Below are 24,975 nucleotides of genomic sequence, written 5' to 3'. Positions count from 1 at the left end.
CTGTTTTCGGTCTTGTCTATCGCTATTCGGTGATCAATCCGGCAAAATCCCGGAATGGTCGTGGCTATTGGTTGAAAATGGCATAACCACCACCCAACAAAGCCAACAGTGTCAGCACAAAAGCGGTGATCTTGATCCAACTGTAAGGCCGTTCTCCGTGGGCTTTGCCGTTTTGCCCATTGATCACATAGCGATAGGTTTTTTGCTTGAAATTAAAGGCCGAAATCCACATGGGCGCCAACAACAGTTTGTAACCCACTTGGCGGTAATCTGAGTCGACGTGGTGGATGCGCTGGTGATCACCACCGATGTCACGCCGGATGGTGGCCCGTATGGTGAATAGCATCACCTCTTTGGCCATTTGAAACCCTTCAGGCAGACCAATTTGATACAGCTCAGAACGAAAGCCGCTGAGGTATTTTTCGTTGTAATTTTGGGTTTGGCCCATGTCCCATTCAGACAAAAAACGCTGGAATTTGATTGGCAAAGTGTTGGTGCCCAATGCAATCACATCATCGAAGCTGTTGTGTACCCGACCTGACACATGACGCCACCTGATTTTGACCACGGTTTTGGTTTTCATCACGGTTTTGCCGTTGACGGTGGTTGGCACGCGCATGGTGGTGCGGTAATTGTCACCCCGTTGGCCACTGTAGCGGCTGTTGACTTCGGCATCAAATGCCCACAGCGGCATGTAGGCACCCAGAATCGGCCGCGCCTGGATGGCCTTGCGCTTCAGTGCGCTGGGGGCAAACCACAATCCACCAAGCCATTTTTTGAAGGAGGCCTCGGCTTGGTGTTGGTGAATCATGAATGGCATCACCCCATCAGGCTGCAGCTTGCGTGACAAGTCCACCGGCACCACCACATTCAAATCACAATAAGGGCATTCCTCGGCATGGACGTTGGCGGGCAGCATGAAATTGGCTCCGCAATTGTCACATTGCAGTTCATGACTGACGGTTTGCGGATCAAAATAACTCAAGTCACTGATGGCCGCCTTGTAGTCATGCGCCAAATACAGGTCCAATGGCGACGCTTCAATGGGATCAACGGCACCACAGCTGACACACTTCAAAGTGTGCAAGCCAATGGCATAATCCAAATCCGAACCACACTCATTACACTTGAAGTGTGTGTAATCTATCATCAATGAATGCCTTCAGGTCAACTGGGCATCGGTGGTGGTTGGTTGTTCAACAAAGGCAACACATCACTGAGACTTTCAGCAGTCGCCCAATCATCCATACCGGCGGTCCACATCAAGGTGTCGCCATCGATTTGGTGCTGGCCAATCATGTCAGCCACGGCCGCCAAATTAATCGGTCCAACCCGCTCGCCATCAACGATGGCAAAGTAGTGTTTAACCACTTGAGTCGGCACTGGCGGCGGTGGCGGCTGTAGCGGGTCGGTGTCATCGCCTTTGGTCAATGCTTGCCCAAATGACTGGGCCATGCCAAAGCCCATGCCCATGGCCATGCCACCGCCTGCGGCACCGGATTCATTGTTGGCGGCATCGCGCATGGCTTGGGCTTGTTGGTAGCGGGTGAAACGGTTCAAATCACCCACCGCGATGGAACTGGCCCGTTCATCCAAGGCTTTTTCCACCGACGCCGGCACCGACACATTTTCCACCAACATGGTTTCCAGCTGCAGGCCATAAGCCGCAAACATGGGTTCGATTTGGCTGGTCAAAAACCGCCCCAAATCATCATAACTGGCAGCCAAGTCCAACACCGGAATGCCCGACTGGCTGACCACTTGGGCAAAGCCCGTGACCACCAGGTTTTTCAATTGGCCAATGATTTCCTCCAACACAAAATGGCCATCGGTGCCGACAATTTCAGACATCATCTTGCGCGGATCATTGATGCGGAAGGCATAGCTACCAAACGCCCGAATGCGAATCACGCCAAATTCTTGGTCACGCAAAATCAAGGGGTTGCGCAAGCCCCATTTCATGTCGGTGAAGACCTTGGTGTTGAAAAAGTACACCTCGGCTTTGAATGGGCTTTCAAAACCATGCTTCCAGCCTTGTAAAGAAGACAAAATGGGCACATTGGCGGTGGACAGTTCATACAAACCTGGGGTGAACACATCGGCCACCTCACCTTCATTCACCAACACCGCCAGCTGGCCTTCTCGCACGGTGAGCATGGCCCCATTTTTGATTTCATTGCCATAGCGTGGAAAGCGGTAAACCAGGGTGTGACGCGTGTCATCAGTCCACTCGATCACATCGACCAATTCACCAAATAATTTATCCCAAATACCCATAAACGCTGTCCTTTAAGTAAAATAAAGATTATACATCATAACCACCTTGGAAACTCAGTGCAAAAAGTCACCACACTCACCCACCAAGCCCATTTGGCACCCCATTTTAAGCGCCTCAATGAAGAATGGCTGGTCAAGTATTTCGAGATCGAACCGATTGATCAACAGGTGCTGTCTAACCCACAGGACATCATCGACCACGGGGGCCAAATCATCTATGCCCTGTTGGGTGATGAGGTGGTGGGTTGCGTGGCATTGAAACACCATGGCGAAGGCGTCATTGAATTGACCAAAATGGCGGTTACAGCAGTCCACCAAGCCCATGGCATCGGGGCCAAACTGATGGCCCAAAGTCTGCAAGAATTCGCCAAACTCGGTGGCAAGCAATTGTATTTAGAAACCCATTCTTCCTTGCAACCCGCTATCAAGCTCTATGGCCGTTGGGGCTTTGTCAGCAAACCATACCCTTTTGCTTCAGAATACGCCCGCAGCGATTATTACATGGAATGGGCCGGTCACATCGAAGCCTTCAATGCATGACCCCAACCACTTGGATTGGGGTCTTGTCAGTGATCACAGACTCGGTAACAACAGGAATCAGTAACAGCCGCGCCCTTTCAATTGGGTCAACTTGGCTGCGGTGACTTGGCCATTTTGATACCCAGGCAAATCCGCTTGCCAACTGACTGACAAGGTGTTGAGCACACTGAAGTCCAATTGCAAGGTGCCCCATGGCACACTGTCGACATCGGCTGAATCGAATTGCGGCGGAAAATCAGGACCAGAGAACAGGCTGACTGGCACGGTTGCGGTGTCGCCATTCAGTTCACCGGTGCCGATCAACCAAATTTGGTTGCCGGCGTTGTCATAACTGTACCAAGTCATCAACACCACTTCACTGCCTTCTTCACCAATGATTTCCACCACATAGCCATGGCCTGATTGGGCCGGGTCACTGTAAGAACCGCTCAAACAAGAGCGTGGCGAATCACTGATGGCCGCCAGTTTGGTCATCGGCATGCTGCCGCTGCTGAACCCAGCCACATCACTTTGCCAGCTGATCTGACCGTTATTTTGGGTGGTGAAATCAAAAGTCAAGCTGCCCCAGGGTTCAATGTTGACGTCACTTGGATCGAAATTGGGCGGTGCAATGCCACCAGAAGTGGTGAACATTTCAATGGTCGCGGCATCACCCTCACTCAGTCCAGTGCCGAACAACCAACGGGGTTGGCCATCCACATAGGCATACCAGAATGTGGTCACCCGGTCTTCACCCGAGCCGCCGCCATCGGACACCTCAACAAACAAGCCATGACCTGACTGTTCGGCATTGAACCATGGGCCAGCGGCGTTTTTGTTCAATCCTTTCAGTTCACAGACACCCGGAGCACTGGCGTTGTCGATTTGGATGTTGTCCACATAAAAACCAAATTGTTCCACCGCTGGATCCGAGGAGAAGGCCCACCGGATCTTGACTTTATCGCCGGCATAAGCCGACAGGTCACTGCTGAATGAGGTGAATTGATTTTGATCGCCACTGAAGGCCCCTTGAGTGGCAGGAAAACCACAGGCATTGACTGGCGTTCCTTGTGGTTCGGTGTCTCTGAACGACGAAGGATAGCCACCATCGGGAGGCAGGTCTTGCCAACTGTCGCCACCATCGGTGGAAATCTGCACCACGATGCCATCCCAAAACTCTTCCATGTTGTAAGCGGCATCATAGGTCAAAGTCGATGATCCAGACTGCAATTCAATTTCTGGTAAAGTCAGGTAGGCACAGGTATCGGCCTTGTAGCGGGCACCATCTTCGGCATTGTGGAAACTTTGTTCACCGGTGGAACTGCGGAAACTGGTGATTTGCCACGGTGTGCCTAAAGTGGCTTGGGTGGTGCTGTCCGGGTCATCCACGTAGTCACCGGGTTCAAACACGGAACCGGTGGTGAACACACCAATGCCGTTTAACTGTCTGGATTCATTACCGATGGGATCAACCGCAGTGACTTTGTAGAAATAGGTCTCATTGTTGGCCACGGTGCTGTCCATGTAATTCAAGCCCAACACCCCACTGGCCACGCGGTTGTGGTCGCCAATTTGAAAATCAGCCACCGCATTCCGATAAACGTTGTATTTCATGTTCGCGTTGGCCTGACATTGACTGCTGCCTGCGGCCCAATCCAACGTCACGGAACAACCTGCGGAACCGGTGTTGTTGACATTCACCGCAGCGGTGTTGAACTGCGGCTCAATGGCGCACAAGGCATTGGATTCAATTTCCACGCACGCGCTGAATTCACCTTCGCCACAGGCGTCCACCCCTTTCACGGCATAACCGTAGGTTTCACCATTGACTGAGTTGCCATCGGCAAATGTCAACAGGCCACTGCCACTGGTTTGACCAATGAAGCGGTAACGGGCATTCGGCGCGGCACAGCCACCGGGCTTCTTATAAATTTGGTAATCAGTGACCCCACTGATGCTTTGGATGTTGATCACCGGTTCCAAGCGATTGGACTCGCTGAGGCTGATTTGTGGGGCACCACTGACCTGTGAGTTGCACTGTGCCTGCGAGGTCACCAAGGCAAAACCTTGTTTCTGGGTGTCCAAATCATTGCTGTGTCCATTGACCAACCCCGCTTTGACCACCACCTCATAAGTGCCAGCCTCAGGTTCGGACAAATGGATTTGCTCCACGTTGTTCAAAGCATCAGCTGCCCCGCCCTCCTTGGACTCGCTGTTGGACCAGTTGTTGCCTTTGAACACCTGTCCATTGAAACGCACTTCCAGGTTCAGGTCATTGATCAAGGCCTGACCAGAAGACGTCAGTGGCGGCGGATCGAACCAAGTCAAGGTGGCGCGAAAGGGCTCTCCGGCCGCCACTTGTACATCGAACTTGAGTTCGTCACCTGATTTCAAACCATCGGCATTGGGCATGTCCCAAATGCGCAGGGTGCGGTCATCACCATCGAAATACAGGTTGTTGTCCAAGAAAATGCGGCCCCAGCCCTGGTCAATAGATGGTGATCGGGTCAACAAAGTCCCATTCAACAAGGTGGACTTCAACAGTGAGCCCGAAGGTTCAATGGCATGCGCGCTGTTGCGGTTGCCGCTGGGGTAAAAGCCGTCGGTGAAGTATTGTCGCATCAACGCCAAACCACCTGAAACCGTGGGTGTCGCCATGGAAGTGCCCGATTTGGCGGACAGGCCGTTGTTGGTGCCACTGGGTGGCACGCTGTTGTCCAAATCACCATCGGCCGAAATGATGCCCACGCCTGGGGCCATCACATCGGGCTTGATGCGGTCATCATGGGCATATCCCCGCGATGAAAATGACGCCGTTTGTAAAGATGAACCATGACCCAAGGCCCCGACAGTGACCACATTTTTGGCGTGACCTGGGTGCGACAAGCCTTGATTCGCCTCATTGCCGGCAGACACCACAATCAACAGGTCTTCCAATTCATAACTGGCCAAATCAAACTGATAATCGCTGAAGTAATAGGCTTCATCAGCCGGGTCTTCCACCGTGAAGCCATAGCTGTTGGATGAGATCGAGGCACCAGCGGCGGCCGCTTGCAAATGCATTTCGTAGCGGGTATCGCCAGCGGTTAAACAACCGGTTTCGGTGTTGCCAATGTCTTGAAACAAAATCTGAGCATGCGGTGCCATACCATCGCCGTTGTCGTAGTTGGGTGAGGTGGCGGTGGCGGCGGTACCAGAATCACCGGCCACGGTGCCCGCCACGTGGGTGCCATGAAATCCGGTTGGGGTGCCATCTTCACCGCATGACGAATCATCGTCATAGGCAGAAGCACCGGGTTGGATGTAATAGGCTATGATTTTGTGATCTTCATTGATTTCGCCCACCTGGCCCACAGGTGGGGTGGAGGCATCGGTGTATAGTTTGCCGACACTGCCTGAACCGGTGTTGTATTGGCTGAAAAAGTCTTGGTTGCGGTCCAAGCCACTGTCGACCACCGCCACAATTTGCCCCGTACCGATCAAGTCCTGATCCCAGATGGTGGCGGCAGTGATGTCTGGATTGTTGGCTTGAATGGGGCCAACCGAGTCAATGTTGTGGTACTGATCTGGCTGGTGTTTGGCGACCCACATGACATCTGCCATGGCCACCAATTTCAACAAATTATTTTGTCGGTCATGGTCCACCGACAATTGCAGATACGATTGTTGCTTCAGGTCTCGCGCAGCCAACACGGCAAAGTCTGGCGCCAGCTTGGCAATGGTTTGTAGCAACCGCTCACTGGACACCCCTGGAAAGCCCATCAGCTCCAGCTTCATGGGTGATTGGGTGGCTTTGTCCTGGCTGGACTTGGCAGACTGCCACAATCCTGGACTGAGCTTATAGGCGTTGCGGTAATTTCCGGCAAAACGGAACGATTTGTCTTGTTGTACCGCCTGCTTTTGTTTGGGGCTCCAGCGCACCAAATAGGCCTGGCTGGGCATGTATCCCAGCACATCCACACCCATCGCCGTCAAACGCTGCACGACTTGGGAGTCGTCGCGGTGAAATTGCACCAAGCCATAGGGGCTGTGAGCGGTGCTTTTTTCTTGAATCAAGCCGTGTACCAATTGCTCTTGCAACGGGTCAAAACTGGCGGCATTCAACTTCAATTCCACGCGTTCATGGTTCGCATTGGCTGATAAGGACTTATCCAAAGGCAGACTGATGACTGAAAAATCAGTGGCCCAACCATTGGCTGACAATAACAAAAGGGTAAATATAAAAGCAGTTCTCATGGGTAATTTTTCTCAGATTAGCTCAATAAGCAGACACAAACCGGGTGATTTCGTTCACCGATTGATGCCATGTACCAACGCCGCCAGTGCAGACGTGCTCGGGTTCAGTGACTACAATTGTTCATGCTGACCAAGTCTTCCATTTTAGCCAATCGGCCCCAAAAAACCAATCAATCAAGCAGAATCTGATGCTTTGTTTTTGTAAGCCTTGAGGTCGGCTTCCAGCACATGACTGGCCACTTTGATCAAGTCGTATTCAGTGATCACCCCCACCAGCTTGTCATTTTCCACCACCGGCAAGCAGCTGACCCGTTTTTCTCGCATGATCTGAATTGCTTCTACCGTGGTGGTTTTGGGGTGAGCAAAAATGGGCTGGTCATTCATGATTTCCTTGATCGCCGTGGCTTTGTGGTCATCGCCGTCGACGATTTTCTTGAGGATAGAACGGTGTGACACCAAGCCGACCAACTCCCCTTCGTCATTCTCCACGGGCACGTGCCTGACCCGCTTCCAGTCCATGATGCTGGCGGCCAAATCCATTGAATCATCGGGCCTCACAGTGAGTAACTTGGTGGTCATGAATTGACCAATCAACATGAATCCGGCCCGCCAATCGGTGCGTTGTGACGCGGTCGCCAACGGCCATTCATGAATCGGCTTGTCTTCCAACTGCTGTTGGTGCATTTCGGCCACCACCGAACGGACTTTCTCATCGGGGTGGATGTCTTTGTTCATTTCCGTGATGGATTTGATGGCCCAACGGGCACCGGTTTGTTTGCTGTCTACGCGTTTCACGATGGTGCCCAAGTAGCGTTCGATGTCATCCTTGTCGATACCCGCGGACTGCAAGCCGGAAGCTGCCAGGGGCAACAATTCTTGCTTGATCAAGCGGGTGGCTGAAATGCTCTCGCCATCAATCCAATTGAAATGGCATTCCAAGCCTGTGCGACAGGCTTGCAGGAAGTTATTGCGCGCATTGGAAAAGCGCATGACTTGGGTGATGTCACTGATTTTTTGGCTCATGCCTGACATCAGACCAAAGTAAAACGCGGCATTGGACACCTCATCAATGACCGAAGGACCCGATGGCAACACCCGATTTTCAATGCGCAAATGCGGGATGTTGTCTTTCACCCCATAGCAAGGTCGGTTCCAACGGTAGACGGTGCCATTGTGCAGCATCAAGGCTTTGAGCTTGGGCATGATGCCGGCATTGACCATGCCCACGGGGTCCTCTTCATATTCCGAGGTCAACACCACCGAAAAGCGTGAAATGTCATCACGAAACACGTCCACGATGCTTTCAATCCACTCATTACCAAAATGCACCCGGGGCTGGGTGCCGCGTTTTTGGTGGGTGGTGGAACGGGTGTCAATGGAGTTTTGAAACACCGCAATTCTGGACTCATGCCACAAGCGGTAATGGTGAATCAACCCGGAATTCACCGACACCGCCATCAGCGGGCCGGTCACCGCCTGTGACAGATTGTACATGTCGACGAATTCATTGCCGCTGACTTGAAAATGCACCTGAAAACTGGTGTTCATGGCTTCCAGCAGGAAATTGTCATGGGTCACCGACAACTCATCCACCCCACGAATGTCCATGCGAAAATCAGAACCCCTGATTTCTTTCAGGCGGTCATTCAATTCATAATAGCGGTCTACCGGTGTGATGCTGTCCATGGTCAAATCCAGTTGTCGCAAAGTCGGCAGAATCCCGGCCAGAATGATTTTGGATTCGTGTTCACCCGCATGTTTTTTGGCGATGGAAATCACCTCTTTGATTTCCTCTTCCATGGCTTGCAAACACTTGCCTTCAAAACGCCTTGGTGTGAGGTTGGCTTCGATGTTGAACAGCGCGATTTCATTGGTGAATCGAGGGTCCTTGATGTCACCCAGGATGTCCAAGGCGGTGAGGTTTGGGCTGTAGTCCTGGTCAGTGATGAACATTTCTTGTTCGGCCCCGATGCGCCGGGCACCGGATTCAATCATGCCCTTTTCGATCATCAGTTCCAGGGCCCTCAGGTCATTGAGCACGGCCCGGGTAAACAGTCGTTTGGCTTCGTTGTCGCCGCCTCTGGCGATGTTTTGTTCACCCATTTGACTCCTCTCTTTTTTGGTTATGATCTGCGGATGTTTTCAGTCATTTTAATACAATTGATAGATCCACGTCAGCATGCCAGTGAGCATGGCCCATACAATCAAGGTCAATGGCACACCGACTTTGACAAAATCGGCAAATTTGTAACCCCCGGCATTCATCACCAACAGGTTGGTTTGATAGGCCATGGGTGTGGCATAGCTGAGGTTGGCGCCGAACAACACCGCCAACACAAACGGTTCAACCGGCATGCCCAATCGTTGGGCAATGCTGACGGCAATTGGCGTACCGATCACAGCCGCCGCATTGTTTGAAATCACGTTGGTCATCACCGCCATGGAGAACATCAAAATGCCCAACACCACGCCAGGAGGGAAACCGGAGGTGGAGACCACGAATAAATTGGCCAGATAATCGGCCCCACCCGTGGCCATCAAGGCCGCACCCAAAGCCAGTGACGCCACAATGATGAAAATCACCTGGGCACTGAGGGCATGGGTGGCATCGCGCCAGCGCAGACAGCCGGTGGCGATCAACACAAAACAACCGAGCACCGCGCTGATGGAAATGGGCACCACATTGAAGGCGGCCAAACCCACCACGCCGGCCATCACCGCCAAAGCCAGGGGTGCTTTTTTGGTGTGTGGTAATTCTTCCCCGCCATCCAGCACCAACAGCGAACCGGTGCGTTTCACCGATTGAATGGCTTGGTGGGTGCCTTGCACCAACAGCACATCACCCGGCCGAAAAATCAAGTCATCCATGCCTTTGGCGGTGGCGGCGGTTTCTTTACCTTGGGAGTGCACCGCCAATAAGGTCAAACCATATTTACTGGTCAGGCGGGAATCCCCCACCCGAACCCGATCGAGCAAAGAGCCGGAGGTAATGACCAGCTCGGCAATGGATTGGTCGCCGGCTGACAGGGGGTGTGATTCATCCACCGGGTGTTCACCGGCATACAGGGAACCACCCAATTCAATTTCATACTCGCGCAGGTTATCAGCAGTGTCGGACACCACCAGCCGATCTCCGGCTTTGATCACCACATCGGGCAAGGTGGCAATTGACAAGGACTCACCCCGCACAATGCGCTGGATGGAAATTTTACCGTCCACTTTTTCCCGGATTTCTGCCAGGGTTTTGCCATCGGCAAAGCCCCCCTCGTTGATTTGAATTTCGGCCGAAAACATGCGCGGCGAGGTGTCTTTCAAAGGCGGTGTGCGGTCAGGGATGATTTTGGGTGCCACCAGCCACAGGTACATGATGGCCACCACCCCGGCAATGGCCACCGGAAAAATAAAATCAAACATGCCAAATTCAGGCACGCCCAGCCCTTCGGCCACTTTCACCACCAACAAATTGGTCGAGGTACCAATGGTGGTGGCCATGCCACCCAACAAAGTGGCCAAACCCATCGGCATCAAAGTGCCTGAGGAAGACTGACCAGTGCGCAAGGACACACTGATCAAAACCGGCAACAACAACACCACAATCGGCGTGTTGTTCACAAACGCACTGAGCACCGCACCGGTGATCAGGGTCAACAACAAAGACAATGAAGGGCTGACTTTCCATATTTTGGCCAGGTACCGGCCGATGGGCTCCATCGCCCCGGTGCGGACCAAGGCTTGACCGGCCACCATCAAGGCACACACCGCGATCAGGGCTTCGTTACCAAATCCCAGAAAAAAGGTTTGAATCGGAAAGACGCTGCCGTCATTCAATTGGTAAGGGAAAATGTGAAACCCCAGAATCAAGGCACACAGCACAAACAAGCTGGAGGTTTGCAATGGAATGCGGTCATTGGCAAACAGGATCAAAGCCAATAAGGTCAACATCAACACGCCCAAGGCGTGTGGTTGCAAGGCATTGGCCAACAGTTCAGATTCCATATACGCTTCGGTTAAGGGTCCGCTCAAAGTCTATCAAATTGGTAGATAAAAGTCATAAAAATAGTTATCATGATATGAATTTTTACGCCCAGGTCACCTGGCCCGTGGTGTAATTGTTGAGGCGGTTAAGACCGTATTTTCAGTGGGGACTGAAGGCACATCTGAACGGGTCGATTCATCCCCTGCCATCTATAATTTTGACATCGATAAGGGGTGCTATGACTACCGAAAGACCTTGGCTCAAACAATACAAACCAGGCGTGCCAGCCGAAGTGGGCGAGTTGCCTTACCAATCTGTGGCGGACATGATGATCGCGGCTTGCGACAAGTACAGTGACCGCGAAGCCTATGTGAATTTTGGCAAATCACTGACCTACCGGGAGTTGGACCAATACAGTCAACAACTGGCAGCCTACCTGCAAAGCAAGTACCAAACCGGTGATTCCATCGCCATCATGATGCCCAATGTCTTGCAGTACCCGATTGCGGTGCTGGGCATCCTCAGGGCCGGTATGGTGGTGACCAACGTCAATCCCTTGTACACCCCCCGGGAATTGAAACACCAACTCAATGATGCCGGAGCCAAGGCCATCATCGTGATTGAAAACACCGCCTGCACTTTGGCAGAAGTGGTGCAAGACACCGGCGTTGAACAAGTCATCACGGCCACCATCGGTGAAATGATCGGCGGCTTGAAAGGGTCGATCATGGATTTCATGATCAAGCGGGTTAAAAAAATGGTGCCACCCTTCGATTTACCGGGTGCGATTCGCTTCAAAGCCGCACTGAAAGCCGGTCAGTCATTGACTTATACGCCGGTGCAGAGAAAGCTGGATGACATCGCTTTCTTGCAATACACCGGCGGCACCACTGGGGTCTCCAAAGGCGCCATGTTGACCAACAAAAACATGGTGGCCAATGTGACCCAAACCACGTTGTGGATTTCCAGCGAAATCACCGAAGGGCAAGAAATCGTGATCACGGCTTTGCCGCTGTATCACATCTTTGCCTTGACCGCCAATTGCCTGACCTTCATCCAGTATGGTGCGAAAAACATCCTCATCACCAACCCCCGCGACATGCCTGGGTTTGTTAAAGAATTGTCACAACACAAGTTCACCGTGTTGACCGGGGTCAACACCTTGTTCAATGGACTGTTGAACACCCCGGGTTTTGCCGAACTGGATTTTTCGGCGTTCAAATTCTCTCTGGGCGGTGGCATGGCCGTACAAAAAGGCACGGCCACCAAGTGGAAAGAAGTCACTGGGGTGACCTTGGCCGAGGCCTATGGTTTGACCGAAACGTCTCCGGCAGCCTGCATGAACATCGTGCCGATGAAAGAATACAACGGCACCATTGGCTTACCGATCCCGGGCACCGACTGTCAGATCCAAGATGATGACGGCAACCCCTTGCCCATCGGCGAAGCCGGCGAGTTGTGCATCCGCGGTCCACAAGTCATGTTGGGCTATTTAAACCGGCCTGAAGAAACCGCCAAAACCATTGTTGATGGCTGGCTCAAAACCGGTGATGTGGCGGTGATGGATGAACAAGGTTACTTCAAAATCGTCGACCGCAAAAAGGACATGATCTTGGTTTCAGGATTCAATGTCTATCCCAATGAAATTGAAGACGCGGCCTGTTTACATGACGACATCATAGAATGTGCCGCTGTCGGCGTGGCAGACGACAAATCGGGTGAAATCGTTAAATTATTTGTGGTCAAAGGCAATGATGAGATGTCTGAGAAGGATGTGATTGACCATTGTCGCACCCATTTGACGGGCTATAAAGTACCGAAACTGGTCGAATTCAGGGAGGAATTGCCAAAAACCAATGTCGGCAAAATACTGCGCAAAGATTTGCGTGAATGACCCGCATGGGGTCAGCATTCATGGCGCGCATGAACTTTGAAAAAAGTTTATAATACACGCCCCTGAAATTCACCAACCACCGGCCCAGCGCCGGTGGTTGCGGTTCAAGATATAACATGAAAGCACTGGTAAAGATACGCCCGGAAACCGGCATTTGGATGGACGAGGTGGCCCAACCCGAGATGGGTCATAACGACGTCCTGATCAAAGTGGAAAAAACCGCCATTTGTGGCACCGACCTGCACATTTACAAGTGGGATGAATGGTCAGCCAAAGTGATCAAACCCCCGTTGGTCATTGGCCATGAATTCGTGGGCCACATTGTGGACATGGGCAGTGAAGTCAAAGGCTATGAGGTGGGGCAGCGGGTCAGCGCCGAAGGTCACATCGTCTGCGGTGTGTGCCGCAATTGCCGTGCAGGCACCCAACACCTGTGCCCGAACACCCAAGGCATTGGCGTCAATCGCAATGGGGCTTTTGCCGAATACATCAGCATGCCGGTACAAAACTTGTGGCCCGTGTCAGACCGCATCCCATCCAAATTGGCCGCTTTTTTTGACCCATTTGGCAACGCCGCTCACTGTGCCCTGGAATACGACATGGTGGGCGAAGATGTGCTGATCACTGGGGCTGGACCCATCGGCATCATTGCCACCGGCATCTGTAAGCACGTGGGTGCCCGTAATGTGGTGATCACTGATGTCAATGATTACCGCCTGGATTTGGCCCGCTCCATGGGCGCCACGCGAACCGTCAATGTGGCCAAAGAAAAACTCGCTGATGTGATGCATGAAATGAACATCACCGGTTTCGATTTGGGCATGGAAATGTCCGGCAACCCCATGGCCTTCAATGACATGCTTGACAGCATGTACAATGGCGGCAAAATCACTTTGTTGGGCATGTTGCCCGACAGCACCCAGATCAATTGGGACAACATCATTTTCAAAGGCCTTTCGGTCAAAGGCATCACCGGTCGCAAAATGTATGAAACCTGGTACAAAATGACCCAATTGTTACACTCGGGCTTTCCCTTGGAAAAAGCCCTCACCCATGAAATTCACATCGACGATTTTCAACACGGATTTGACCTGATGTCATCAGGCCAATGCGGCAAAGTCGTCTGCAGCTGGAGCTGATACACATCACATGAAAAATTATTCTGCCATCATCCAAGGCATCAAAGACGACGGACTGTATAAATCCGAGCGCATCATCACCAGCCCACAGTCGTCTCACATCGAGTTACCCGGTGGACAAAAAGTCATCAACTTCTGTGCCAACAACTATTTGGGCCTGGCCGATCACCCGGCCATCATCAAAGCCGCCAAAAAAGCCCTGGACACCCACGGCTTTGGCATGGCCTCGGTGCGCTTCATCTGCGGCACCCAAGATTTGCACAAACAACTGGAACAAAAAATCAGTGATTTTTTTGGTACCGATGACACCATCCTCTACACCTCCTGTTTCGATGCCAATGGCGGTTTGTTTGAAACCATTCTGGACCAAGACGATGCGGTGATCAGTGATGCCTTGAATCACGCTTCCATCATTGACGGGGTGCGCCTGTGCAAAGCGCAGCGCCACCGCTACCCCAACAACGACATGGCGGCCTTGGAACAAGCCCTCAAAGACACCCAGTCCTGTCAACAACGCTTGATCGTCACCGACGGCGTGTTCAGCATGGATGGCACCATTGCTGACCTCAAACGCATCACCGAATTGGCCGAGCTCTACAACGCCCTGGTGGTGGTGGATGATTCGCATGCCACCGGCTTTGTCGGCCCCACCGGCCGCGGTTCGGCCGAACTGGCCGGGGTCTTGGATAAGATTGATGTGTTCACCTCAACTTTGGGCAAAGCCCTGGGCGGCGGTTCTGGCGGTTTCACCACCGGGAAAAAAGAAATCATTGAGTTGCTCAGACAGCGATCCAGACCCTATTTGTTTTCCAACACCCTGCCCCCACCCTTGGTGGCAGCCAGCATCAAGGTGTTTGACTTGCTGTCAGAATCAACCGCTCTGTTGGAACGGTTGTCGGAGAACACCCGCTATTTCCGGGAAAAAATCACAGCCATGGGCTACACCGTCTCGGGCGACGCCCACCCCATCACCCCGATCATGTTGGGCGATGCCAAATTGGCCCAAACCATGGCCGACCGCTTGTTGGAGTTGGGCATTTATTGCATTGGTTTCAGCTACCCTGTGGTGCCCAAGGATCAGGCCAGAATCAGGCTGCAAATCTCCGCCGCTCATTCCAAAAATGATCTGGACTTGGCCCTGGATGCCTTTGCCCAAGTGCAGCAAGAATTTCTCTGATTCACAAAAAAGCCAAGCGATGACGTGTCAACGCTTGGCTTGATGCATGCTTGAATTCTTACCTTACTCGAATCCAGCTTTGAAGATGATGTCAGATGAGGTGAAGTCCATGCTGACGTGGTTCTGGTAGCCTGGGAACACGTGGTTGAGGTTTGAATTGCCCAAGATTTCTTGCACAATCGTGCCATACACTTGTCTGAAGTCAACCACTGGGGCAATGTCTTCGCCACCAAACAACTGTTCATTGCTGAGACCGACGAATTCACCATAGGATTGTCCGCCATTGATTTTGCCACCAATCACAAACATCACATTGCCTGAGCCGTGATCGGTGCCACTGCCACTTTGGCCATTTTGTCGGGCACGCCGGCCGAACTCACTGTGCACCACAATCGTCACTTGATTACCCAGACCCGAGGCATTGAGGTCTTGCCACAAGGCTTTCACGGCATCGGACATGTTCTGAACCCGGCCGTAAAAGTTACCGCCACCACCATCTCCTTGGCCGTTGTGGGTGTCCCATCCACTCAAATCAGCGGTGGCCACATTGATGTCCAAATCCTCTTTGATCAACTGCGCGATCAACATCAATTGGTCACCAAATGATGAATCAGGATAGACCGCGCCACCAGCTGGGTTGTAGTCATCCAGGTCCAGGGCATCGATGATGGCCAAGGTATCCATGGCGCCTGTTACGGACAAATCCAATGCACTGTTGCCTTGATACATGTTACCGATGGCTTCGGCGTGTTTCTCTGCCAAAGAACCTGAGTTGGGATGATAGCCACCCACTTGATCCACCGTTAAGGCGTTGTAATAGGCTTGTAAGCTGATCGGATTGGAATCATTGGACACCAACACCGGAATGATTTCGGTACCGGTGATGTGCGGGGTCGACTCCAGATGACGGGTCAACCAACCACTGGTGGTTGACAAACTCGCTGGGGTACCCAGTTCACGCAATTTCATGGCATCAAAATGGCTTCTGGTGACATTTTCTTGGGGTAAACCCGTGCCATGGATGATCGCCAAATCGCCGTCCACATACATGTCTCGCAAGCCAGAGGCTGCCGGATGGAAACCCAGGGCTTCACCGACATCCAACACCGCATTGCTGCCAGTCAAAGGCACTTGGATGTTGGGCCTTAATTGTTCATAAAAGGTCCGGTTGGGTCCTGAGATGGGCGGGATCACATTCAAGCCATCCATGCCTCCCCGCATGAACAAATCAATGATGATGGGCTGACTACCCGGTGAAGTACCACCGGCCCGGGCGAAATTCACCGTGGAAAATGCACCCAAAGCGGCAGCCGATTGTAAAAATGCTCTTCGTTTCATTTTTTTCATGTCTGTGCTCCCGTTATCGTTGCATGAAGTAAGGTGATGCCAAGATCAAACTGACCGCACCACGCAGTCGTTCATGCCATCGGTAAGGCCATGAATTGTCTTCCAAGTCTTCCATGGGGATGGTCAAATCTCGAGGCCAACCCGGGAAGGTTGTTTGATCGGGTGGCTGTTGCGTCAGGAACGTCACCACGCTTTCAAACACCGGATCACCCATCCAACCACCGGTTGGGGCTGTGTTGAAAATCCGCGTCATCCACCAACTCACCAAATTCTCTGGCGTCATGTCATCCGGATTCGGGGTAAAGACTGAAACCGTCAACTGCCGCAATGGCGTGATGTAATTGCCTGAATTGCTGCGGTCCATGACCCAGTCCACTGTTTTCCAGGTTTGGATCAAGGCCGTCGAACTCATCCAATAATTCGATTGCACCGGAAAACCATCGGGTGGCTGCCATTCAAACGGATAATGTCCGGTGTCGTCCATGCGCCATTCGAAGTTGTTGCTGTTGTCATCATCGGGTTTGATGGTGAAATTGGTTTGCACCGCCCGCATGGCAGAAACCACGGTGTCAAAGGGCCGTTTCAATTTGGTTTGCCAATTGGCAGGATTGACAAATTCAGCGTGGTTGAACAATTCGGTGAAGACCAATTCCAATTGATTCGCTTGGTAGCGGTTCTGGTAGAACACATCTGCCACGTCATCAATCAGGTTTTGCGGTGGGTCATCTGCGACAAAGAAACGCGCCAGTTTGCCGGCAATGTGTTTGGCGGTTCCTGGGTGGTTGGCCAACAAGCGAATCACGTCGATGCCATCTTGCATGCCTTGGTTGGCAGGGATGTTGATCATGCCACCACTGAGCACTGATTTTTGGAACCGGTCATGGCGGTCATCATCGTACATGAAGGCGCCGGTGTCGCCGGTGCTGCTGGAGTCATTGACCCGCCAACCGGTCAAACAGCGGGTGGCTTCATACACATCATTGTCGACATAAAACTCTTGCACGATGCCATCACTGCCCCACGGGCCACCCCGTTCGGTAACTTGAATGGTGGGCACTTGATTTTGGTCTTCCAAACCGTAGTAGTTTTCCACGCCCAAGGTGTGCAATTCGATCAACTCCCGGGCATAGTTTTCATTCGGCTCTGAGACAGAGTTGTTGTAATTATCCAAGTAATACAACATGGCTGGATGACGGGCTGTGGCGTATAAAAACGCCTGGAAGTTGCCCAACATGTGGGTTCTGATCACATCCCGGTCCCAGCTGGTCAAAGTGGACCTGGCGTAAAAACTGTCGCCATTCAAACTGAAATGGTTGTGCCAAAAATCGGCAATGCGCTCACGCAAGGGGAACAATGTGTAAGTCGCTCTGAGGAATTTCAGGCGTTGCATTTCATAGCGCGGCCTGGATGAGCTGCGTTCGCCAGATCCTGGATTGACATGGTGGTGGTTCCACAACAAAGCCAAGCTCTTGTCCAAAGTGACGTAGTTGCCTGCCTGTGCAATGCGGGTGTCCACCGGTCCATCGACGCCGCCGGCCAATTGTTGGGCCACGAAGTTGGACAATCGCTGGGTGTCATTGGCGCCCAGCTGATTCCAGTGGAATTGGTCAAACACCCCAGGGGTGATGCCATATCCCAGTCTGGAGTAAACCATGTGAGAAAATCTTTGCTGTGGCAGGTTGGCTGCCTGGATGGCATCCACCAACTTGTGACGCCTGATTCCAGACGAATTGGTGGCGGTGTGGGAGGTCATTGGCAAGGCCGCCAACAAGGAGGTTGCCACCCCACCTGCCAGCAGTTGCCTGCGTTGTTGATTGGTCTTTTTCATCATACCCCTGATTGGTTGTCGTGATTCTGATTGTAGGAGAAAATTGTTGGGTATCTGTGATTGCGGTCTCAAATTCCCCTTAATGAGAACGCTACTTAGATGTCTTTAACACTAATTTTCTGCGCTTTAGGCGTTCAAAGATCTTAACACAACAACCACAAGGGGGCATTTTTATCGGGTGAAAAAATTTGTCACCTGCCAGCCAAAAACTTTTCAGGCAGGCATGATGAGGCCCCATTTGGCGCCTCAAAGCATGAAACTATTTGTTTTGTTTGATTTTACTGAATCCATGGATCACCAGGTTCAACCAGGCCAGGATGATCAAACTGCCACCCACCGGAGTGACCCAGGAGATGGCGGTGTTGCCGTGCCAGATCAACAGATACAAGCCACCACAGAACAACATAATACCGAAACTCAAGGCCAAGGCGGCAAACCGAATCATCACCCCTTCGGTTAATTGTGTGGCCAGCCACATCAACAACACCGCATGACTCAACTGGTAAAACACCGCCATCTGAAACAAGCTGTATGATCGGGCATCATTCTCAATGCCGAACAGGTGTGTTCCCATGGCCCCCAAGGCGACAGCCGTCAAACCATAGACGGCTGCCACCACCAAATAAATGGCCTTGTTATTCAATAACTGGATCCACAGGATCATCTTCAGACTCGGTTGTTGCAGCGGCCTCTGCTGCGGTCACAGGCTGGATGAAATCAGACAGTTGTTGGTTGAGGGCGGTGAATTTGTACGGTGCAATTTGCATCATCCATTCGGCATACTCAGGATGTTGCGCTGAGACCACCTGCAGCCAATGCTGTTCATCGGCAGCTTGCTGCACGACCAGAGTGATCTCGCCACCACCAAACATACCATAGGTGGCTGACAACAAGGTCGTTTTATCGGTCAAATCCACCGGCTCGGCGGCATCGATCATCAAGCGAGTCAAGCCCCCGGCCAAACTGTCAAAGGCCGCATTGGCATGCACTTCTTGCCCAGCAGGGAGGTTCAACAATTCCCATGGACTGGCCACATCGGCCCGTTCAATATGGACCGCTTCACCGTCTTCTGGGCTGATCAGCACCGATTTGATTTGTTCGGCTGGCACATCCAACACCGTTTTCAATTGCCATGAATCCAAGTTGAATGTGATGCGCTCCAAACCGCTGACGGTGTACGTCTGATCGGCCTCGGCAAAGCGCACAAAAGTCAAACCGGCGGTGGTCACTTTACCCACATGAATGGCTTGCATCAAACCATTTTGATCATGCAAAGACACTTTCAAATCGCTGGTGGACAAGAACACTTGGGCATGGTTGTCCGGATTGGCGGTTTTGGCTTCGACGATCGCGGCATTTTTGAATGATTGCAACAACATAAACAAGGGGTCAATGTTGGCATAGAAACCCCCATTCAACACCCAGCGCTGGCCTTGACGTTGTAATTCGATGCGTTCACCCCCTTGTTCCAGCACCACCTGTTTTATGGCGGTGATGGGATCATCACTGGCTTGCCAGTCTGGCAACAAAGCCGTCGATGGCGCGGTTGATGACCCATCGCGCAAGACCCAGAATGCGCCGGTGGCCACCAACAACAGAATGATCAACAATACTTTCATGTTACTTAACATACTGACGCTCCTTTCGCTTTGATTTTCGCCATGACAAAAACACAATCAACACCGTCAATAAGATCGGTACCAAAGCAATGTTGATGAATTTCAACCGGGTACCCAAGGCCTCGATGTCTTTGTTCAAGTTGCGTTTGACTTCCCGCAGGCTCTTGCGCACTTCCAGCTTGCGTTGTTTGAAGCGGTTGATTTCTTGTTGTTGCTCCTGACTGATGATCAATTGATTCTCTTGTCCTTTGATGCGCTGCAGTTCATTCAGTTTGTTTTCGGTTTCACGCAACTGTTGCAACAATTGGTTTTCCGTTTCGCGGTACTTCTGTTCACTGACCCGCCTGATCTCTTGCACCTTATCAAAGGGCCGATTGGAAGTGCCACGGGCGCGAACCTGGATCAAATCAGCACTGCCGGTCATGTTGTCGATCAAATTATTGACCAATGCACCGTTGTCAGCAAAGTTGGAGTAAATCTGCCGACCAAAAAAGTTTTGGGCCCTGACCCACATGCGGTCGAACAACACATCCACGTCAGCAAACAACACCACTTGAGGTTGTTCGATTTGCGCCAGAGCCTCAGACTGCCCTTCTATTCCGGTGGGGAAGGCGCTGTTGATTGGACCATTCAAGCGCGCCGCAATCACATGGCTTTGCTCATCCGCTGCAAAATTTTGGAACAGGGCATTGGGATTGAACAACAATGACATGGCGTCGTTGTTGGTCATCATGCTCAATTCAGATGAGGTCAAAATGGGCAGCAAATGCCCTTCTTCGGCGGTCAATGCCCCAGCCAGAGCGGTGTTCAAGGTGTTCAGGTCCGAAGTCACGATGTCACTCTCATTCATGTTGCCCTGACTCCATGAGCTGATGCCCAAATGCCGAATGGTTTGGCCTTGGGAAGCTTGGATGGAAACCGCGTGCTGGTTGTCCAACAACACCTTGGTTTTGTCAAATCCAACACCCCAGGCATGGAACAACACCGCCAAATCAGACGAGCGATCGGCCTGCAGTTGGGCCATGGGGTTTTGCGGATCGGCCGGTACCTCCTCGGCTTGGGCCATGGGATCAACAAAAGCCATCAAGCGCCCCCCGCCCATGACGTACTGATCGATGGCAAACAAGGTTTGCTCGGTCAGATTTTTCGGGTGCACCACCAACAACAAATCAACGTCATCGATGCGATCGGTGTCACTGGCCACCGGCACCACTTGGTACATTTCTTGCAGCTGTGCGAACACGATCTGCCCAGGCACCTGGCCCGCTTGTGGATCAAAACTGCCGAGCAACGGCAAATCACTCATCACACCCACGGTGCGTTTTGCCGGGTGGTTGAGGTTATACACCAATTGCGCCAAGTCGTATTCCAGGAATGCCTCGCGGTCGGGTTGCAAGAATGGAATCACTTCGACATCATCAATGGCATTGGTGCCGGCGATGCCAAAAAAGACATTTTCACCCCCCTCGCCCACCGGCAATGCTTGCAGGCCATATTGTGAAGCCTGGTCTTCCTCTTCAGAAAAAGTCACCGGATCGATGAAACTGACGGTGAGCTTGCCACCACCATAACGTTCCAATTCTTCCAAAAAGTCCACCACCCGGCGGTGGTAGGTCCGCAGCAAGGGGATGTTTTGGGTCGCTTGATCAGAAAAAAACAACCGCAGGTGGATGTTTTCGTCGATGTCTTGCAGGATGTTGACCGTACCCTCATTCAAGGTGAACAGGTCATTTTCAGTCAAATCGACCCGCAGTCGCGAAAACAACCCGCTTTGCGCGATGATCACCGCTGCCAGGAAAAAGATGGCAGCCAACATGAATAATTGTGTTTTATGAGCTTGTTTTTGCATGATTAATTCGCCTTTTTCATATCAATTACCAAAGTGGTGGCATACAACCACAACCCAATCACCATGCCAAAATAGCAAACGTCCCCCAAATCCAACACCCCTTTGGTGATGGAATCAAAATGGGTCAGAAAGCTGGTGGAAGCGATGGCATCGACCATCACCTGTGGCATGAACAAAGCAAAAAAGTTCAGCACCATCGGGAAGCCCGACAACAAGAACAGGAAGCAAATCACCACCGACAGTATGAATGCGATGACTTGATTCTTGGTGGCGGCCGACAGACAACTGCCAATGGCCAAAAAGCCACCAGCCAGTAAAAAGCTGCCCAAATAACTGGCCACGATCAAGCCATTGTCGGGATCACCCAGGTAGTTGATTGAAATGACCATGGGAAAGGTCAGCAACAAGGCCAAGCCAATGAACAACCAGGCGGCCAGGAATTTGCCGATCACCCAATCCATTTTCTTCACCGGCAAGGTCATCAACAACTCGATGTTGCCGCTGTTGCGTTCTTCGGACCACAAGCGCATGGCCACCGCTGGCACCAAGAACAGGTACAGCCAAGGATGAAAGTTAAAAAACGGTATCAAGTCAGCCTGACCCCGTTCATACAAATTGCCAAAATAAAAGCCGAACACGCCGCTCATGATCAAAAAGATCACGATGAACACATAGGCAATCGGGGTGGCAAAATAACTGTGCAGTTCGCGTTTGACGATGGATTTGATTGAGCTCATTTGACCACCTCCCTTTCTGCGGTGTTGATGGTGATGTTGCGGAACACCTCATCCAAGCGCCCAGCCTCCATTTTCAAACTCTTGACTTGGATGGACTCCTTGCGCAAGAAATCGCTGATTTCATCAAAGATGAACAGCCCTTGGGTGGGAAACACGGTGGTTTCCTTTAATCTCGCATCATAATTCACATCAAGAACGCAGTCCATACCCTTGATTTTATTTAATAATTCCGTATCCAAATCAGACACAAAGCTGACGGCATGGTGGTATCGAGACATGTTTTCCATTTCGGTGGGTGTGTTGTCAGCCACCAGTTCACCGCCAGCGATGATGATGGCTCGGTCACACACCGCATGGACCTCTTCCAGGATGTGGGTGGACAAAATGATGGTTTTGTCTTTGGACATGTCGGTGATCAAAGAACGCACCTGGTGTTTCTGATTCGGGTCCAAACCATCGGTGGGCTCATCCATGATCAACACTTCGGGGTCATGGATGATGGCTTGCGCCAGTCCCACCCGGCGTTTGAAGCCTTTGGATAAGGTTTCAATTTTTTGGTAATAAACCTTTTCCAGATTAACCCGGGAAATCACCGATTCAACAGCGGGCTTGATTAGATTGGCGGGCAGTCCTCGACAGGCCGCGATGAAAAATAAAAATTGGCCGACTTCCATTTCACCATAACTGGGGGCACCTTCTGGCAAGTAGCCAATCTTCCTTTTGACGCCAATGGGGTCGTCGGTGATGTCGGCGCCACAAACTTTGATGGTGCCGGCGGTGGGCTCGAGAAATCCGGTGATCATTTTCATGGTGGTGGATTTGCCGGCGCCATTGGGGCCCAAAAATCCGAGAACCTGTCCTTGGTGGGCCGTGAAACTCAGGTCATTCACTGCCGTGAACTGGCCAAACTGTTTACTTAAATTCAAACATTCAATCATGTCAATTCTTCGGTTGATTCAAAACACAGGGGTCCTGGCATACCTTTGACCAAGCCCCTCCCATAAAAAAAACCCAAACCATGACAGCATGGTTGAGGTCATCAGGCTTAAACGCCTTTCAAACTTGGAGTCATGAGCGGGTGATTTCAAGCCGCAAATGCAGAATTTTTCTCAAACCACAGCATTCGTCGCCAAAGCGGCTGTCAACCGCTGCGGTTTAGCCCATGAACATGACAATGGCATTACCTATTGACTTGTCCGTATCACTTGTCTATCATCGCTTGCCAGGCATCGATTTTCCACCTTGACAAGCCGTGTACGGCCCCATCGTTGTCTGCGTTGTTTGAACCTGATACCTTCCCAGGAAGCTGCTTGACCCGATGTTAACCATACTAGATCAATTACCGGACGGCATATTGGATGTGGATGCCACCGGCATGCACGAATTTGTCGCCGACCACACCTTGGTCCACCTGCCAGGAAAAATCACCCGACCTTTGTTCATTTCCATCTTGCAACACGGCGATGAAACCACTGGCTGGGACGCAGTCAAAGCCCTGTTGAACAACCACCAAAAACAATTGCCACGCAGCATTTACCTGTTGTTCGGCAATGTCCAGGCCGCAGCCAAGAACACCCGTCAACTGGACCAACAACCCGATTTCAACCGCTGCTGGCCAGGCTTGCATCGACAAGACCATGCGGTGGCCCGCAAGTTGGCTGAAATCACCGATTTGATGGCCGAAATCAAGCCCTTTGCCAGCATCGACATCCACAACAATTCAGGTCGCAATCCACATTACGCAGGGATCAATTCGCTGAATGGTGAATTTGTTAATCTGGCCTCTTTGTTTTCCGAAACCATCATTCACTTCACCAGTCCAGACGGCATTCAATCAGGCGCCTTTGCCCGCTTCTGCCCATCGGTGACGATCGAATGTGGCATGTCTGGCACCGCCGATGGCATCGAGCAAACCCTGACATTCCTGGAAAACCTGATCCATTTGTCCACCTTGAAACAAATCCCCGGGGTGGCCGAACACCAGCAAGTATTGAACATCTTTTCGACCGTCAAAGTGAAACCTGAAATCAGCATTGCCATAGACGGGGTGTTGCCTGATGAGGCCCCTGAAGGTGTTGATTTCGTGATCAATGACGACTTGGATTATTTGAACTTCCACCTAATTGAACCAGGCACGGTGTTTGGTCGCATCACCCGGGAAGATTTGCCCATGCCATTTGCAGTCACCGACCAAATTGGCCATGACATCACCGCCCACTACTTCGAACAACATGGGCAAGAAATCCGACTCAAACAAAAAGTGGTGCCAGCGATGATCACCCAAAGCATCAAAGCCATCCGCCTGGATTGTCTGTGCTATTTGATGCACCCTTTGAAACAAGAATCCACTCCGGCCATGCCGGCATCTGACTGAGGA

At 51.8% G+C, this 24,975-nt stretch carries 17 protein-coding genes; 5 read left to right on the top strand and 12 right to left on the bottom strand.

What is annotated here, in order from left to right; genetic code table 11:
* Positions 1-64: 64 nt before the first annotated feature.
* A complete protein-coding gene (locus K7G70_RS12085; protein WP_223788908.1) occupies positions 65-1,150 on the bottom strand; it encodes a TFIIB-type zinc ribbon-containing protein in 1,086 nt (361 codons plus the stop codon).
* Positions 1,151-1,167: 17 nt separating this feature from the next.
* Complete coding sequence (locus K7G70_RS12080) at positions 1,168-2,277, bottom strand: SPFH domain-containing protein (protein WP_223788907.1); 1,110 nt, start codon at positions 2,275-2,277, stop codon at positions 1,168-1,170.
* A gap of 57 nt (positions 2,278-2,334) precedes the next feature.
* Between K7G70_RS12080 and K7G70_RS12075 the strand changes: the two genes are divergently transcribed.
* Positions 2,335-2,817 (top strand): GNAT family N-acetyltransferase, encoded by a 483-nt coding sequence (locus K7G70_RS12075; RefSeq protein ID WP_223788906.1) that lies wholly within the window; start codon positions 2,335-2,337, stop codon positions 2,815-2,817.
* A 57-nt stretch (positions 2,818-2,874) separates the two neighbouring features.
* On the opposite strand, the gene K7G70_RS12070 is transcribed toward K7G70_RS12075, so the two are convergent.
* From K7G70_RS12070 to K7G70_RS12060, 3 genes are all read right to left on the bottom strand, one after another.
* The gene (locus K7G70_RS12070; RefSeq protein ID WP_223788905.1) at positions 2,875-7,032 is read right to left on the bottom strand and encodes a S8 family serine peptidase; all 4,158 of its coding nucleotides are present in this window, start codon (positions 7,030-7,032) and stop codon (positions 2,875-2,877) included.
* Positions 7,033-7,206: 174 nt separating this feature from the next.
* Positions 7,207-9,135, bottom strand: a complete 1,929-nt coding sequence (locus K7G70_RS12065) for a CBS domain-containing protein (RefSeq protein ID WP_223788904.1) — start codon at positions 9,133-9,135, stop codon at positions 7,207-7,209.
* A 48-nt stretch (positions 9,136-9,183) separates the two neighbouring features.
* Positions 9,184-11,028 (bottom strand): SLC13 family permease, encoded by a 1,845-nt coding sequence (locus K7G70_RS12060; RefSeq protein ID WP_223788903.1) that lies wholly within the window; start codon positions 11,026-11,028, stop codon positions 9,184-9,186.
* 218 nt (positions 11,029-11,246) lie between these two features.
* Between K7G70_RS12060 and K7G70_RS12055 the strand changes: the two genes are divergently transcribed.
* The 3 genes from K7G70_RS12055 to kbl all read left to right on the top strand — a co-directional run bounded on the left by K7G70_RS12055 (position 11,247) and on the right by kbl (position 15,218).
* Positions 11,247-12,902, top strand: coding sequence for an AMP-binding protein (locus K7G70_RS12055; protein WP_223788902.1), 1,656 nt, complete (start codon positions 11,247-11,249; stop codon positions 12,900-12,902).
* Positions 12,903-13,018: 116 nt separating this feature from the next.
* Positions 13,019-14,041: an L-threonine 3-dehydrogenase gene (tdh, locus tag K7G70_RS12050; protein ID WP_223788901.1), complete on the top strand. Its 1,023-nt coding sequence runs from the start codon at positions 13,019-13,021 to the stop codon at positions 14,039-14,041.
* A gap of 10 nt (positions 14,042-14,051) precedes the next feature.
* A complete protein-coding gene (gene kbl / locus K7G70_RS12045; RefSeq protein WP_223788900.1) occupies positions 14,052-15,218 on the top strand; it encodes a glycine C-acetyltransferase in 1,167 nt (388 codons plus the stop codon).
* 63 nt (positions 15,219-15,281) lie between these two features.
* Here kbl and K7G70_RS12040 read toward each other — a convergent pair whose 3' ends face one another.
* The 7 genes from K7G70_RS12040 to K7G70_RS12010 all read right to left on the bottom strand — a co-directional run bounded on the left by K7G70_RS12040 (position 15,282) and on the right by K7G70_RS12010 (position 23,536).
* Positions 15,282-16,565, bottom strand: a complete 1,284-nt coding sequence (locus K7G70_RS12040) for a DUF1501 domain-containing protein (protein WP_223788899.1) — start codon at positions 16,563-16,565, stop codon at positions 15,282-15,284.
* A gap of 13 nt (positions 16,566-16,578) precedes the next feature.
* Positions 16,579-18,393 (bottom strand): DUF1800 domain-containing protein, encoded by a 1,815-nt coding sequence (locus tag K7G70_RS12035; RefSeq protein WP_223788898.1) that lies wholly within the window; start codon positions 18,391-18,393, stop codon positions 16,579-16,581.
* A 259-nt stretch (positions 18,394-18,652) separates the two neighbouring features.
* A complete protein-coding gene (locus tag K7G70_RS12030) occupies positions 18,653-19,036 on the bottom strand; it encodes a DUF423 domain-containing protein (protein ID WP_223788897.1) in 384 nt (127 codons plus the stop codon).
* Positions 19,029-20,024, bottom strand: a complete 996-nt coding sequence (locus K7G70_RS12025; RefSeq protein ID WP_223788896.1) for a DUF4340 domain-containing protein — start codon at positions 20,022-20,024, stop codon at positions 19,029-19,031. The genes K7G70_RS12030 and K7G70_RS12025 overlap by 8 nt, the downstream gene beginning before the upstream one ends.
* On the bottom strand, positions 20,014-21,861 hold the full coding sequence (locus K7G70_RS12020; RefSeq protein WP_223788895.1) for a Gldg family protein: 1,848 nt from the start codon (positions 21,859-21,861) through the stop codon (positions 20,014-20,016). The genes K7G70_RS12025 and K7G70_RS12020 overlap by 11 nt, the downstream gene beginning before the upstream one ends.
* A gap of 2 nt (positions 21,862-21,863) precedes the next feature.
* Complete coding sequence (locus tag K7G70_RS12015; protein WP_223788894.1) at positions 21,864-22,598, bottom strand: ABC transporter permease subunit; 735 nt, start codon at positions 22,596-22,598, stop codon at positions 21,864-21,866.
* A complete protein-coding gene (locus K7G70_RS12010) occupies positions 22,595-23,536 on the bottom strand; it encodes an ABC transporter ATP-binding protein (RefSeq protein ID WP_223788893.1) in 942 nt (313 codons plus the stop codon). The genes K7G70_RS12015 and K7G70_RS12010 overlap by 4 nt, the downstream gene beginning before the upstream one ends.
* A 380-nt stretch (positions 23,537-23,916) precedes the next feature.
* Here K7G70_RS12010 and K7G70_RS12005 point away from each other — a divergent pair, with 380 nt between their 5' ends.
* Positions 23,917-24,972, top strand: coding sequence for a M14 family metallopeptidase (locus K7G70_RS12005; RefSeq protein ID WP_223788892.1), 1,056 nt, complete (start codon positions 23,917-23,919; stop codon positions 24,970-24,972).
* Positions 24,973-24,975 lie beyond the last annotated feature (3 nt).

The sequence above is a fragment of the Marinicella meishanensis genome (genome assembly GCF_019931145.1).
Taxonomy (GTDB): domain Bacteria; phylum Pseudomonadota; class Gammaproteobacteria; order Xanthomonadales; family Marinicellaceae; genus Marinicella; species Marinicella meishanensis.
This window is presented reverse-complemented; position numbering and strand designations above follow the sequence as displayed.